At 70.6% G+C, this 14695-nt stretch carries 12 protein-coding genes and 1 tRNA gene; 9 read left to right on the top strand and 4 right to left on the bottom strand.

Annotated features, from left to right (window positions below):
* Positions 1 to 66 precede the first annotated feature (66 nt).
* Entirely contained in the window at positions 67 to 1566 is a 1500-nt protein-coding gene (locus ABZ479_RS09525) for a potassium/proton antiporter (protein WP_499600284.1), read from the bottom strand.
* Positions 1567 to 1732: 166 nt separating this feature from the next.
* On the opposite strand from ABZ479_RS09525, the gene ABZ479_RS09520 reads away from it, so the two are divergent.
* Positions 1733 to 4564, top strand: coding sequence for a penicillin acylase family protein (locus tag ABZ479_RS09520; RefSeq protein ID WP_500460952.1), 2832 nt, complete (start codon positions 1733 to 1735; stop codon positions 4562 to 4564).
* A gap of 97 nt (positions 4565 to 4661) precedes the next feature.
* On the opposite strand, the gene ABZ479_RS09515 is transcribed toward ABZ479_RS09520, so the two are convergent.
* The gene (locus tag ABZ479_RS09515) at positions 4662 to 5258 is read right to left on the bottom strand and encodes a 5-formyltetrahydrofolate cyclo-ligase (protein WP_500460951.1); all 597 of its coding nucleotides are present in this window, start codon (positions 5256 to 5258) and stop codon (positions 4662 to 4664) included.
* Positions 5259 to 5338: 80 nt separating this feature from the next.
* Between ABZ479_RS09515 and galU the strand changes: the two genes are divergently transcribed.
* The 7 genes from galU (at position 5339) to ABZ479_RS09480 (ending at position 10379) form a co-directional block, all read left to right on the top strand.
* Positions 5339 to 6247 (top strand): UTP--glucose-1-phosphate uridylyltransferase GalU, encoded by a 909-nt coding sequence (gene galU, locus ABZ479_RS09510; protein ID WP_500460950.1) that lies wholly within the window; start codon positions 5339 to 5341, stop codon positions 6245 to 6247.
* Positions 6244 to 7593 (top strand): molybdopterin molybdotransferase MoeA, encoded by a 1350-nt coding sequence (locus tag ABZ479_RS09505; protein WP_500460949.1) that lies wholly within the window; start codon positions 6244 to 6246, stop codon positions 7591 to 7593. The genes galU and ABZ479_RS09505 overlap by 4 nt, the downstream gene beginning before the upstream one ends.
* Before the next feature lie 56 nt (positions 7594 to 7649).
* Positions 7650 to 8132: a cyclic pyranopterin monophosphate synthase MoaC gene (moaC, locus tag ABZ479_RS09500; RefSeq protein ID WP_500460948.1), complete on the top strand. Its 483-nt coding sequence runs from the start codon at positions 7650 to 7652 to the stop codon at positions 8130 to 8132.
* Positions 8129 to 8617, top strand: coding sequence for a MogA/MoaB family molybdenum cofactor biosynthesis protein (locus ABZ479_RS09495; RefSeq protein WP_500460947.1), 489 nt, complete (start codon positions 8129 to 8131; stop codon positions 8615 to 8617). The genes moaC and ABZ479_RS09495 overlap by 4 nt, the downstream gene beginning before the upstream one ends.
* Positions 8614 to 9234 (top strand): GNAT family N-acetyltransferase, encoded by a 621-nt coding sequence (locus ABZ479_RS09490; RefSeq protein ID WP_499600285.1) that lies wholly within the window; start codon positions 8614 to 8616, stop codon positions 9232 to 9234. The genes ABZ479_RS09495 and ABZ479_RS09490 overlap by 4 nt, the downstream gene beginning before the upstream one ends.
* Positions 9235 to 9374: 140 nt before the next feature.
* On the top strand, positions 9375 to 10244 hold the full coding sequence (gene sepX / locus ABZ479_RS09485) for a divisome protein SepX/GlpR (protein WP_500460946.1): 870 nt from the start codon (positions 9375 to 9377) through the stop codon (positions 10242 to 10244).
* 61 nt (positions 10245 to 10305) lie between these two features.
* Positions 10306 to 10379: transfer RNA gene (locus tag ABZ479_RS09480), tRNA-Ala, on the top strand.
* A 275-nt stretch (positions 10380 to 10654) separates the two neighbouring features.
* Here the strand turns inward: ABZ479_RS09480 and ABZ479_RS09475 are convergent.
* The gene (locus tag ABZ479_RS09475; protein ID WP_500460945.1) at positions 10655 to 11947 is read right to left on the bottom strand and encodes a glycosyltransferase; all 1293 of its coding nucleotides are present in this window, start codon (positions 11945 to 11947) and stop codon (positions 10655 to 10657) included.
* Between the two features lie 684 nt (positions 11948 to 12631).
* Between ABZ479_RS09475 and ABZ479_RS09470 the strand changes: the two genes are divergently transcribed.
* Complete coding sequence (locus tag ABZ479_RS09470; RefSeq protein ID WP_500460943.1) at positions 12632 to 13618, top strand: SDR family NAD(P)-dependent oxidoreductase; 987 nt, start codon at positions 12632 to 12634, stop codon at positions 13616 to 13618.
* Positions 13619 to 14116: 498 nt separating this feature from the next.
* Here the strand turns inward: ABZ479_RS09470 and ABZ479_RS09465 are convergent.
* A partial coding sequence (locus tag ABZ479_RS09465) for a transposase (protein ID WP_500460941.1) occupies positions 14117 to 14695 on the bottom strand: 579 nt, incomplete at its 5' end.

The raw sequence follows: 14695 nt of genomic DNA, 5'->3' as shown, positions 1-14695 counted from the left end.
CCGGCCGCCGGGCGGTCGCGCCAGCTCTGCATCAGACAGAGTTGGTGGTGACTGTCGACAGCCATGTTAACGGCCGGCCCCACCGCCCGATTCCAGCCATCCGGCCAGCTTGCCGCCGCGTCCCACCGCCCGCAGCCGTGCCTCCGCCTTGTCGCGCACCGGGTCGGTGGCGACGACGAGGAGTTCGTCACCGTGCCGCAGCACGGTCGTCGGCAACGGGACGAAGCTCCTGTCCTCGCGGACGACGAGGGTGACCGCGGCGCCCGGCGGCAGCCGCAGTTCGCTGACCTCCACGCCGTGCATGCGCGAGCGCGGCGGGATCCGCACCGACAGCAGGTGCCCGCGCAGCCGCTCCAGGGGCGCCGACTCGATCCCCAGGTCCTCCGCGGCCCCCGGGTCCCCGAGGCGCAGCCTGCGGGCGATCCAGGGCAGCGTCGGCCCCTGCACGAGGGTGTAGACGATCACCAGGACGAAGACGATGTTGAAGATGCGCTCGCTCTGCCGGACGCCCGCCACCATCGGGATCGTGGCCAGGACGATGGGCACCGCCCCGCGCAGCCCGGCCCAGGACAGCAGCACCTGGTCGCGGAAGGGGGTGCGGAACGGCAGCAGGCTCGCCGTCACCGACAGCGGCCGCGCCACCATCGTCAGGACCAGGCCGACCACGAGCGCCGGCACGATGTCGTCGCCGAGTTCGTGCGGGGTGACCAGCAGGCCCAGCAGCACGAACAGGCCGATCTGCGCCAGCCAGGCCAGCCCCTCCGCGAAGCCCCGGGTGGCGGGGCGGTGCGGGAGTTTGGCGTTGCCGAGCAGGACGGAGGCGACGTACACGGCGAGGAAGCCCGAGCCGTGCGCGAGCGCGCCGCCCGCGTAGGCGAGGACGGCGATGGCCAGCACCGCGATCGGGTAGAGGCCCGAGGCGGGCAGCGCGACGCGGCGCATGGCGAACGCGCCGAGCATGCCGACGGCCAGGCCGACCGCGGCGCCGATGGCCAGCTCCAGGGCGATCTCGCCCAGCAGCACGCCCCAGTTGTGCACCGGCCAGTGCTCGGAGAAGGCGACGACCAGGATGACGACCGGGGCGTCGTTGAACCCGGACTCCGCCTCGAGCACGCCGGTCACCCGGCTCGGCAGCGGCACCCTGCGCAGCACCGAGAACACGGCCGCCGCGTCGGTGGACGAGACGACCGCGCCGATGAGGAGCGCCTGCCGCCAGTCCAACCCGACGAGGTAGTGCCCCGCCGCGGCCGTGATGCCGACGCTGACCGCGATGCCGAGGGTCGCGAGGACCGCCGCCGCCGGGACGGCCGGTTTGATCTCCCGCCACTGGGTGCCGAGACCACCTTCGGCAAGAATCACCACAAGTGCGGCATATCCCAGCACTTGGGTCAATTCGGCGTTGTCGAAGGCGACTCCGAGCCCGTCCTGTCCTATGGCGACCCCAATGCCCAGGTAGAGGAGCAGGCTGGGGAGGCCGCTGCGCGAGGAGAGGCGCACGGCGACCACCGCTATGAGCAGCACGAGGGCGCACACCAGCAGGAGTTCATTGAGGCGGTCGACAGTCAGGAGCCGGTCCTTCCAACGAAGTTCATTGCCTTACCTAACATTTTACCTGTGCTTGGGGTTGTGGCGATCTCCATCCACAGGTCAGGACACCGCGTGGGGAGCTACGGGCCGGTACGCCTAAGGTGGCCCCTAGCAATCGGTCCACCCTGCCGTTCGAAGGACATCGATGCCCGCCAAGAAGAAGTCCCGCCGCACGCGCCTCATCGTGATCGGGGTCGTGCTCGTGCTCGTGGCGGGCATCGTCTACGGGTCGTACTGGAGCGTCGCCACCGTCCGCGCCTCCCTCCCGCAGACCACCGGAACCCTGCAGCTCAAGGGCCTGACCGGAGCCGTCCAAGTGAAGCGCGACGGCAACGGCATCCCGCAGATCTACGCCGACACCGCCGAGGACCTGTTCCGCGCCCAGGGCTACGTCCAGGCCCAGGACCGCTTCTACGAGATGGACGTGCGCCGGCACCTGACCGCCGGCCGGCTGTCGGAGATGTTCGGCAGCGGCCAGGTCGAGACGGACGCGTTCCTGCGCACGCTCGGCTGGCGCCGGGTCGCGCAGCAGGAGTACGACACCAAGCTGTCGGACGCCACGAAGACGTACCTCCAGGCCTACTCGGACGGGGTCAACGCCTACTTGGACGGCCATTCCGGCGCCGACCTGTCCGTCGAGTACGCGGCGCTGAAGTTCAGCAACGACTACGTGCCGGAGAAGTGGACCCCGGTCGACTCCGTCGCCTGGCTCAAGGCGATGGCCTGGGACCTGCGCGGCAACATGCAGGACGAGATCGACCGCTCGCTGCTGTCGAGCCGGCTGAGCCCCAAGCAGATCGAACAGCTCTACCCCGCCTACCCGTACGACCGGAACACGCCGATCGTCGAGGGCGGCAAGGTCGACGACGTCTCCGGGGAGTACGTTCCGCAGGGATCCGCCACGGAAGCGGGCGGGACCCCCGGATCGGGCACAGGAACCGGCACCGGCACGGGCACGGGCACGGGCACAGGAACCGGGACGGGCACGGGAACCGGCACCAACGCCGCCGACACCTCCGACGCGACGCAGAACGTCCAGTCCCAGCTGGCCTCGCTCTCCGACACCCTCGACCAGATCCCCGCGCTGCTCGGCCCCAACGGCAACGGCATCGGATCCAATTCCTGGGTGGTCTCCGGCGAGCACACCACCACCGGCAAGCCGCTGCTGGCCAACGACCCGCACCTGGCCCCGCAGATGCCCTCGCTCTGGTACCAGATGGGCCTGCACTGCACCAGCGTCGGCAAGGCCTGCCCCTTCGACGTGGCCGGCTACACCTTCTCCGGCATGCCCGGCGTGATAATCGGGCACAACCAGTCGATCGCCTGGGGCATGACCAACCTCGGTGCCGACGTGACCGACCTCTACCTGGAGAAGGTCACCGCCGACACGTACCTCTACGACGGCAAGCAGCAGCCGTTCAAGACCCGCAAGGAGACCATCAAGGTCGCCGGCGGCGGCGACCGCACGATCACCGTGCGCAGCACGGAGGACGGCCGCCCGGTCATCTCCGACCGCAGCGCCGAGCTGCGCAGCGTCGGCGACCGCGCCCCGGTGCCGAACTCCGCGCCCGACCGCGGCGAGGGCTACGCGGTCTCGCTGCGCTGGACCGCGCTCGACCCGTCCAACACCATGGACGCGGTCTTCGAGCTGGACGCGGCGACCGGCTGGGAGCAGTTCCGGGCCGCCGCCCGCGACTTCGCCGTCCCGTCCCAGAACCTGATCTACGCCGACGACAAGGGCGACCGGGGCCACATCGGCTACCAGGCCCCCGGCCGGATCCCGGTCCGCGCCAGCGGCTACGACGGCACCTACCCCGCCCCCGGCTGGGACCCGCGGTACCGGTGGAAGGAATGGATCCCCTTCTCGGCGATGCCGTACGAGGCGGACCCGGAACGCGGCTACATCGTCACCGCCAACCAGGCCGTGGTCGACCAGGGCGAGTACCCCTACCTGCTCACGCAGGACTGGGGCTACGGCACCCGCAGCCAGCGGATCAACGACCTGATCCAGTCCAAGATCAAGGACGGCGGCCTGATCTCCATGGACGACATGCAGAAGATGCAGGGCGACAACAGCAGCGAGATCGCCAAGCTCCTGGTGCCGTACCTGCTGAAGATCGACATAAAGGACGACAAGGACGACTACGTCCGCAACGCCCAGAAGCTGCTGGAGGGCTGGGACTACAACCAGGACTCCGACTCCGCGCCCGCGGCCTACTTCAACGCCGTCTGGCGCAACATCCTCAAGCTGGCCTTCGGCAACAAGCTGCCCAAGGAACTTCGCCCCGAGGGCCAGTGCCTGACCGTCCCGGCCGCGGACCGCTCCGGCCCGGTCGACGACCTCGACGGCAAGTCGAAGCTGGTGCGCGAGTGCGGCCGGCGCGCCGCGGACCAGGCGCAGCCGGACGGCGGCGACCGCTGGTTCGAGGTCGTGCGCACGATCCTGAAGGACGAGGACAACCCGTGGTGGACGGACTCCCCCTCGGCCTTCTACGACAAGGACAGCGGCAAGACCCGCACCACCCGCGACGAGCTGTTCGCCCGGGCCATGAAGGACGCCCGCTACGAGCTGACCGCGAAGCTCGGCAAGAACATCGACACCTGGAGCTGGGGCCGCCTCCACACGCTGGAACTGCGCAACCAGACCCTGGGCACCGGTGGTCCGGCCTTCGTCCGCTGGCTGCTCAACCGCGGCCCGTGGCAGCTCGGCGGCGGCGAGGCGGCGGTGAACGCGACCGGCTGGAACGCGGCCGGCGGCTACGAGGTGGTCTGGGTGCCGTCGATGCGGATGGTGGTCTCGCTCGACGACTTCGACAAGTCCCGGTGGATCAACCTGACGGGGGCCTCGGGCCACGCCTACAGCTCCCACTACACGGACCAGACGACCAAGTGGGCCAAGGGCGAGATGCTGCCGTGGGTCTTCACCGAGCAGCGCGTCGCCGGGGCCACGGAGGACAGCCTCACGCTGACGCCGTAGCCGGCGCGGCCGGAGCATGACGGCAGGGGGGCGGGCCGCCGGGCCCGCCCCCCTGCCGTCTCCGGCCCGCCGGCTGCCGGTCCGCACGCCGCCGCCCTCAGCCGTCGCCGAAACGCCGTACGCCCCCGGGGGTGACCGCCGCGTCGACCGGCCGGTCGTGCGGCTCGTCGGGCACCCGGTCCAGCACCTCGTGCGGGTACAGCAGCACCACCAGTGCCGGCGTCGCCCCCGCCGCGTCCAGCCGGGCCAGGACCCGGTCGTACGAGCCCCCGCCGCGGCCCAGCCGCAGGCCCCGGCCGTCGACGGCCAGCCCGGGGAGCAGGACCGCGTCCGCCGCGGTGACCGCGTCCGGGCCGAGGCGGGGGCCGGTGGGCTCGTACAGGCCGCGGGCGGCGGGCCGCAGGGCGCCGGGACCCTCGTAGGCGGCCCAGTCCAGGTCGTTGTCGGGGAGCAGGACCGGCAGCAGCACCCGCACCCCGCGCTCGCGCAGCACGTCGAGCAGCGCGCGGGTGCCCGGCTCGGCGCCCATCGACACGTAGGCGGCCACCGTCCGGGCCCGTGACAACTCGGACAGGCCCACGGCGTGTTGCGCGATCGCCCGTTCGGCCTCCGTCCGGTCACCCGGCGTCAACCTGCGCCTCACCTGGAGGAGGCGTTCTCGCAATTCCCTCTTGCTAACGTCGTCGTCACTCATTTGACGTGCAACCGCCGCCTATCGTCATCAAGCAACCGGAACTTCATCTTCACCTCATATACAGCGGTTATCGTTGCCCCATGACTCACGCGCGTACCCGGATCAGCAAGGCTGTCATCCCTGCCGCCGGCCTTGGCACCCGTTTCCTGCCCGCCACGAAGGCGACGCCCAAGGAAATGCTGCCGGTGGTCGACAAGCCCGCCATCCAGTACGTCGTCGAGGAGGCCGTCGCGGCGAACCTCTCCGACGTCCTCATGATCACCGGCCGGAACAAGCGGCCGCTCGAGGACCACTTCGACCGCAACTACGAGCTCGAGTCGGCGCTGACGGCCAAGGGCGACGAGGCCCGCCTGGCGCGGGTCCAGGAGTCGAGCGACCTCGCCACCATGCACTACGTCCGCCAGGGCGACCCGCGCGGCCTCGGCCACGCCGTGCTCTGCGCCGAGCCGCACGTCGGCGACCAGCCCTTCGCGGTGCTGCTGGGCGACGACCTGATCGACCCCCGCGACCCGCTGCTCGGCCGCATGATCGAGGTGCAGGAGCAGTACGGCGGCAGCGTCGTCGCGCTGATGGAGGTCGACCCGAGCCAGATCCACCTCTACGGCTGCGCCGCCATAGCGCCCACCGGTGACGACGACGTCGTGCGCGTGACCGACCTCGTCGAGAAGCCCGCGCCGGGCGAGGCCCCCTCCACGTACGCGGTCATCGGGCGCTACGTGCTGGACCCCTCGGTCTTCGCCGTGCTCAGCAAGACCCGGCCCGGCCGCGGCGGCGAGATCCAGCTGACCGACGCGCTGCGCGAACTGGCCCAGGAGGACGGCCCGGACGGGCCCGTGCACGGTGTCATCTTCACCGGCCGGCGCTACGACACCGGAGACCGCGGCGACTACCTGCGTGCGATTGTCCGACTGGCATGCGAACGTGATGACCTGGGGCCGGACTTCCGGTCCTGGCTGCGCACGTATGTCAACGAGGAGATGCAAGATTGAGCAGTGGCACGGCCGACCGCGTCTGGTCCGTCTCGGAGCACCTCGACAACATCCTGCGGCAGCTGAAGCCGCTGGAACCCATCGAGCTGCAACTCCTCGACGCCCAGGGGTGCGTCCTCGTCGAGGACGTCATGGTGCCGGTCGCGCTGCCGCCCTTCGAGAACAGCTCGATGGACGGCTACGCGGTCCGCACCACCGACACCCAGGGCGCCGATGCGTCACATCCGGCCGTGCTCACCGTCATCGGTGACGTCGCGGCCGGCAGTGGCGAACTGCCCACCGTGGGCCCCGGGCAGACCGCCCGGATCATGACCGGTGCCCCGCTGCCGCCCGGCGCCGAGGCCGTCGTGCCGGTCGAGTGGACCGACGGCGGCACCGGCGGCGCCCCCGTCGTGGGCATGCCGGCGGCGAGCCGGAGCCCCGACGCCGTGGGCGGCGAGGTGCGCGTCTACCGGCCCGTGGGGCGTGGCGACCACGTCCGCGCCCGGGGCAGCGACGTCGCGGCGGGTGAGCTGGCGCTGAGCGCCGGCACGGTGCTGGGCCCGCCGCAGATCGCCCTGCTCGCGGCCGTGGGCCGGGCGACGGTACGGGTGCGGCCCCGGCCGCGGGTGGTCGTGGTCTCCACCGGCAGCGAGCTGGTCCCGCCCGGCGAGGTGCTGGGCCCGGGGCGCATCCACGACTCCAACAGCTTCATGCTCACCGCCGCCGCCCGCGAGGCCGGCGCCCAGGCGTACCGGGTGGGCGCCGTCGCGGACGACGCCGAGACCTTCCGGGCCACCGTCGAGGACCAGCTGATCCGGGCGGACCTCGTCGTCACCACCGGCGGCGTCAGTGTCGGCGCGTACGACGTGGTGAAGGAGGCCCTCGGCGAGGAGATCGAGTTCCGCAAGCTGGCGATGCAGCCCGGCAAGCCGCAGGGCTTCGGCTTCATCGACGTCGGGGCCCGCGCCGAGGACGAGGGCGACGGCGAGGCCGGCGGCGCGGAGGCCGCGCCGCCGGAGCCCGAGCGCACCCCGCTGCTCGCCCTGCCCGGCAACCCGGTCAGCGCCTACGTCTCCTTCGAGATGTTCGTGTGGCCCGCCATCCGCACCCTCATGGGGGTGGAACCGGTGTTCCGGCCGACCGTGCGGGCCGTGTGCGAGGGCGAGCTGACCTCCTCGCCCAAGGGCAGGCGGCAGTTCCTGCGCGGCCGCCACGACCCCTCCTCCGGCCGGGTCACCCCCGTGGGCGGCGCCGGATCGCACCTGGTCAAGGCACTCGCCCACGCGAACGCGCTGATCGTGGTGCCGGAGGACACGACGGAGGTCGCGGCGGGCTCGGAGGTCGACGTCGTGCTGCTCGACTGAGCGGGTACCGTTACTGCCCACGCGAGCACGCGGCGAGCAGTGGGAGTGCCGGACCGATGACAGAACAGCAGCATCTGACGCACATCGACGACGCGGGGGCGGCCCGCATGGTCGACGTCTCGGAGAAGGACGTCACCGCCCGCACCGCCCGTGCCACCGGCCGGGTCCTGGTGTCGCCGCGCGTCATCGAGCTGCTGCGGGGCGAGGGCGTGCCCAAGGGCGACGCCCTCGCCACCGCGCGCATCGCCGGGATCATGGGCGCCAAGCGCACCCCCGACCTCATCCCGCTCTGCCACCCGCTGGCGGTCTCCGGGGTGAAGGTCGACCTCGCCGTCGGCGACTCCTCCGTGGACATCACGGCCACCGTGAGGACCACCGACCGCACGGGCGTCGAGATGGAGGCCCTCACGGCGGTGACCGTCGCCGCGCTCACGGTCGTCGACATGGTCAAGGCCGTCGACAAGGCCGCGGTCATCACGGACGTACGGGTCGAGGAGAAGACCGGCGGCAAGTCCGGCGACTGGAGCCGCACCCGATGAGGGCGCTCGCGATCACCGCCTCCAACCGCGCGGCCGCCGGGGTCTACGAGGACCGGGGCGGCCCGCTGGTCGTCGCCGGGCTGCGCGAGATGGGGTTCACCGTCGACGGCCCGCGCGTCGTCCCGGACGGCGAGCCCGTCGGCAGCGTGCTGCGGGAGGCCGTGGCGGAGGGCTACGACGTGGTGGTCACCACCGGCGGCACCGGCATCTCGCCCACCGACCGCACCCCTGAGGTCACCCGGGCCGTCCTCGACTACGAGGTCCCCGGGGTCGCCGAGGCGGTGCGCGCCGCGGGCCGCGAGAAGGTGCCCACGGCCGCGCTGTCACGTGGCGTCTGCGGTGTCGCCGGGCGCACCCTGGTGGTGAACCTCCCCGGGTCGACCGGCGGCGTCAAGGACGGCCTGGCCGTGCTGGCCCCGATCCTCGTCCATGCCGTCGAGCAGATCCACGGCGGCGACCACCCTACGTCTGGGAGACCGAGCTGAACGGGTCCTGGCCGGCCGAGCTGGCGGACGGGGACGTCCTCCTCCGCCCGATAAGGATGCGCGACCAGCGGGCCTGGCGCGAGGTGAACCGGCGCAACCGCGAGTGGCTGCGTCCGTGGGAGGCCACCGTGCCCCCGGCGCCGCCCGGTCACCTCACCCAGCGGCCCACCTACCGGCAGATGGTCCGGCACCTGCGCCACGAGGCCGCGGCGGGCCGCATGATGCCGTTCGTCATCGAGTACCAGGGCCGGCTCGCCGGCCAGCTCACCGTCGCCGGGATCACCTGGGGCTCCATGTGCAGCGCCCACGTCGGCTACTGGGTCGACGAGGCCGTCGCCGGGCGCGGGGTCATGCCCACCGCGGTCGCGCTCTCCGTGGACCACTGCTTCCGCGCGGTGGGACTGCACCGCGTCGAGGTCTGCATCCGGCCCGAGAACATGCCCAGCCGGCGGGTGGTGGAGAAACTCGGCTTCCGCGAGGAAGGGCTGCGGCCCCGCTATCTCCATATCGACGGAGCCTGGCGTGACCACCTGGTCTTCGCGTTGACGGCGGAGGAGGTGCCGGAGGGCATGCTCCACCGCTGGCACCAGGCCCGACCTGGCACGGCTCACAAATAAAAAGTCTGTTCGAAAATGACCGCCGATCCGACTCCGACTTGAACGCAATCAGAAAAAAATTTCGGAGTATCAGCCAGATCGTGCGACACACCGCGCCAAATTGCGTATCCCCCCGTGTGAACCCCCCTACCGTGTGATGCGTGAGCAGCAGCGGCCTCATCTACGCAGTCATCGTCGGGGCCTGGGCTGCCTACTTGGTGCCGATGTGGCTCCGTAGGCAGGACGAGCTCAACGAAGCGCGCCCGACGGAACGCTTCAGCACCGCCATCCGGCTCCTGTCCGGACGTGCGGCCCTGGAGCGCAGGTACGCCAAGACGGCGGACCCGGAATCGGAGGCCGAGGCGGAGCCCGCGGTCGACGTCCGGGCCCTCGCCGTACCCGCGACGGAAGTGAAGCCGAAGGCCCGGCAGAGCGCGAACGTGGGGAAGCAGGGGAAGCCGGCGAAGCACGGCGGCCCGTTGAACCCCGGGAAGGCGAAGAAGCCCAATCCGCGGGCCCAGGTCCTCGCCGCCCGCCGGCGCACCATCACGATGCTCTTCCTGGCCTTCACCGCGGGCATGATCGTTGCCGCCGTCGGCGGCGTGGCGTTCCTCTGGGCCCCGGCCGCCCCCGCCGTGCTGCTCACGTTCTACATCGCGTACCTGCGCGCCCAGGAACGGCGCCGCTTCGAGGTCAAGCTGGACCAGCGCCGTGCGGCCGACGCCGCCAAGCGCCTGCGCGAGGCCCGTACGACCCGTGAGCCCGCCCCGGACGTGCCCGACGTGCCCGAGCCCACGCCGCCCGCCGAGGAGCCCGCCACGGCCGGCCGGCGCGCCCTCGTGGAGCAGACCGACCACGCCGAGTGGGTCGACCAGCAGCGCGTCCCCACCGAGGACACCTGGGAAGTCCCGGCCCCCCGGCCCACCTTCTCCACCGCCCCGGTCACCCCACGCCGCTCCCGCGACCGCTCCCGCACCCCGCTGTTCGACCAGCACGCCGACCGCGACCGCCCCCGCGCCGCCAACGAGTGACCTCCCGGCGCCGGGGGCGCGGAGCACCCCCACCGGGATGCTAGAGTTTTCCTCGTTGCAAGGGCCTGTGGCGCAGTCCGGTAGCGCACCTCGTTCGCATCGAGGGGGTCAGGGGTTCGAATCCCCTCAGGTCCACAACAACAAGGCGGTTCACGGGTTCACCGGCGAACTGCCCACGAGATCCCGGTCCGACGGTCACCGTCAGGCCGGGATCTCGGCGTTTGGGCCGCTGCTGCTGCTCACCGCGGCCTGGCCATCGCCGCCGTCCGGGCGTTCATGGCCCTCGCAAGCCTTGACGCGTACCGCGGCCGTACCACCGCCGTACCGTCGCCCGGCCCTGACGACCTCGACACCGAGTGCAGGTGGGGGAGGGTCCAAGTGTCGAGGAGTGTCCGTGATGGACCACCTGGCTAGGCCTGCTCGACGATCTCGGCGATGCGCTCGAAGGGACGGGATGCCAGGATTTCGCTCTGCAGCGCCCGAGCACGATCGCGGTAGCCCGGCTGATGGAGCACGGCCTCGACGGCGGCGCCGACTGCTGCAATGTCCGGGCGACCGGTGCGCAGGTTGACGCCTGTACCGCTCCATTCCACCCGTGCGGCAACTTCTGGTTTGTCCTCCGTCTCGCCGGCGACGACGAGAGGTACGCCATGACGCAGTGCAGTGTGCACGCCACCGTAGCCGGCGTTGGTGACGAGGACGTCGGACAGCGGCAGGAGTTCATCGAAGGGCACAAAGCCGGCGAGGTGTACGTTGCCGGGGACGTCGCCGCCCAACATGGTCCGCACGATGTCGGGCCCGTCGGGGCGAGCAGTGGCGGCGACGACCATGGCGTCGGTGTCCGCCAGGGCCCGGATGGTGGGGACGAGCAATTCGGAGAGGTCGTTGTTCGCCAGGGTTCCCTGGGTGACGACGACCACCGGTCGGCCGGAGGACAGATCCGCCCACCAGTCGGGACGCTCGAAACCGGCACTGGTCCCTGACGGGACCGGGCCGATGAGGCGGAAGCCCTTCGGGGCGTCGCCGCGCGGGTACTCGAAGGAGGGCACGGTCAGTTGGAGGTAGTAATCCGGGACGGTGGCCCAGACGTTGAGGAAGAAGTCAGGAAAATCCACGCCCATCGAGCGGAAGAGCTCCTCGCCGTACTTCTGGACCTCGCCGAACATCTCCCGTGTCCGGGCACGTAGGTCGGCGTATGCGGCGTGCTCCTCGTCGGTGGTGGGTGGCGGTAGGCCAGGGCCGTAAGGAGCGGCGTCCACGCTCTCGAAGGTGGGCGCCGATATGCCGATCTGCACCAGGAGGGGGCGCTGGTGCCGGGGAGCCCTCAGAGCCATGGGCAGCGTCCCCAGGAGCGACAGTTCACCGATGACCACGGTGGCCGGGAACTCGGCCAGCAGTTCCTGCAGGCGCGCGTCGTGGAGCGGAGCCGGTTCGAAGAACAGGTGCTTGTTGTTGAAGTTCGCTTGATCGAACGGCGAGAGCTCGTCGTACTCGGGGTACAGCGCGGCCAGGTCACGTGTGTCGAGGTCGACTTCTGCCGCAAACGGGGTGAAACGCGCCCCGGTTCGCCGGACCTGCTCCTGGAACCGAGCGCTCGTGTAGAAGACCACCTCGTGGCCACGTTCGACGAGGTCCGATGCGATCGCCGCGAGAGGGGCGAAGTGCCCCTGCAACGGGTTCGAGGTGACGATGATCTTTGCCATGGTCTCGCTTCGAAATAGTCGGGATGCCTTGTACCGGCCGGTGGATGGCCGAAGTCGAGGGCCGTTCGTGCGCACGTCGAGGTGGCCATGCCGATGCCGCGCCATGGCGGCCACTCCGAAAAGGAGGTCGTTACGGCGTCGATCCCATGAGCTGCGCCGTCGGTATGCCAGACGACCGGTCGCCTATTTTTGATCATACACAGCTTCGGACCTGTTCGCCCTTCCTGCTCAGCGGGTGGGCGGTGCTGTGTGCGCTGGTGTCAGACGCGGGCGAGGTCGTCGGGGGCGGCGTTGTGTCGGCGGGCGGTGGGGGCCGACCGCGCCGAGGGCACCCTTTTCACTGACTGGAGTCACGCGGCGACAGTCGGTGGACGTGACATGCGGGATGGGCGTCACATGTGGATCCACGCGGCAAGGGTTCTGGTAGCGTGCAATAGGCGACCGTTCGTCTACTCTGGCTCATGCGTAGTGGACGCCCCGCTGCCGCAAGATTCCGGACCAAGGATTGGCGTGGCGGATCCGATCCTTGGGATCGGAATTGTTCGGCCGCTTGCTTGAGTCACATTCTCTCCGGCAAATGGGCCGCCATTCGCCGGATTCGCCGGATTCGCCGAGATGCAATCCGAACCCAAATCCACCGAGGCTCCGCATCCCTGATCACCCCACTGACAAGGACTTGAGATCGTGACATCCACCCAGCGCATCCGCACCCCGTTCGGAGAAGAGTCGACGGCCGCCGAGGTCGTCGAGGGTGTCGACCTTTCCGGCAAGCAAGCAGTGGTCACCGGCGCCGCTTCGGGCCTAGGTACCGAGACCGCGCGCGCTCTCGCCAGGGCCGGCGCGTCGGTCACCCTTGCGGTCCGCGACACGGAGGCCGGCGAGCGGGCCGCGGCCGGCATACGCAAGGCCACCGGCAACGACGCCGTCCATGTCGGCCGGGTCGACCTCACCGACAAGGCGTCGATCGCCGCCTTCACGAGTGCGTGGACGGGGCCCCTGCACATCCTCGTCAACAACGCCGGGGTGATGCAGCTGCCCACGCTCAGCCGCACAGCGGATGGCTGGGAGCTGCAGTTCGCGTCCAACCATCTCGGCCACTTCGCGCTCGCGTTCGGCCTGCACGACGCGCTCGCGGCGGCCGGCGGCGCGCGCATCGTGTCGCTGAGCTCCCGCGGCCACCATGCCTCACCTGTCGAGTTCGACGACATCAACTTCACCTCCCGCCCCTACGACCCGCGGCTCGGTTACGGGCAGTCCAAGACCGCCAACGTCCTCTTCGCGGTGGGGGTAACGAACCGTTGGGCCGCCGACGGGATCACCGCCAACGCCGTCCACCCCGGGGTGATCCTGGGGACGAACCTGACTCGCTACATGGAGCCGGAACAACTCGCCCAGCTGCGCGAAGCCGCGGCGGCCGGGGAATTCGGCACCTTCCAGGGCGCGCCCTTCCGGTTCAAGACGGTCGCTCAGGGCGCTGCGACGAGCGTCCTGGTCGCGACCTCACCCCAGATGGAAGGCATCGGGGGCCGCTACTTCGAGGACAACAACGAGGGCGAGAAGCTGTCGGCCGAGGCCGTGGGGAAGTCCCCCGGCGGCGTTGCCCCGTACGCGGTCGACCCGGACGCCGCCGAGCGCCTGTGGGAACTGTCACTCGCCGCAATGGCTGTGTAATCGGAATCTTCGCAAGAGTGGCACTGAATTCGTGTTGATTTCCGTGCCATTCACGCCGGCGAGTCCCATCCAGTCGTCGTGGCGAGTGGGATCCAGCCTCGCTTCATGGCCTGGTGCGGGGCCGAATTCCGCACGCGTACGGTTCCGGCTCCCGTCTGAGGACCCACGCGCTGTCGTCTCTCGATTGCGCTGTTCCGCCGGCCGCCGGATCCACGTGGCTGCGACCAGGTCTGCTCCATTCGGCTGTCAACAACCTCTACGGCTCCGTGCGATTGCCCGGTCAGCGGCCTTGAGGAGCGGGCGGACCGCCGAGGCCTTGGCTGTCGGCATGTCTGGCCAGGCCGAGGAGGAAGGGGTCGGGAAAGCACGTGGTGGCCATGCGCCGCAAAGCGTCGGCACGTTCGGCCAGGGACGGTCTGCGCTCTGCGGGCACGGCGGCGATCTCGGCCCATTGCGGGGCGGGGAGGCGGACGCGGGGGGGTGCCTCTATGTCTTTCGTCAAGCGAGGCGGGGGGTTCTGGGTTGGTAGTAGGTGCCGTCGCGGAGCATGGCGAACAGGACGCTGATGCGGTGGCGGGCGAGGCGGAGGAGGGCTTGGGTGTGGGTTTTGCCGCGGGCTCGGCATTTGTCGTAGTAGGCGCGTGAGGCGGGATCGTGGAGGGCGGCGAACGCGGACAGGAACATCGCCCGTTTGAGTTGCCGGTTCCCGCCTCGGGGTGCGTGTTCGCCGTGGATCGAGGTGCCGGACTGCTTGGTGGTGGGGGCCAGGCCAGCGTAGGAGGCGAGGTGGGCGGCGCTCGGGAACGAGCTGCCGTCGCCGATGGTGACCAGAAGGACTGCGGCGGTCCTGACGCCGACGCCGGGCAGCGACGTCAGGACCTCGGAAAGAGGGTGGGCCTCCAGCAGGGCCTCGATCTGCGCTTCCAGGGCACGTCGTTGCTCGTGAACGGCCGCGAGGGAGCGGGCCAGCGAGGGCACGACAATGTCGAGGGTGCCGGTCCCCGGGACCACGACGGTCTGCTCGTCCAAGGCGTCGAAGACGTCGTCGATCAGCCGGGTGGCCATGCGCGGGGCCTT

This window comes from Streptomyces sp. NPDC005722, from assembly GCF_040630935.1.
In the GTDB taxonomy this organism is placed as follows: Bacteria; Actinomycetota; Actinomycetes; order Streptomycetales; family Streptomycetaceae; genus Actinacidiphila.
Note: the sequence above shows the minus strand (reverse complement) of the source record. Positions and strands in the feature narration are given on the sequence as shown.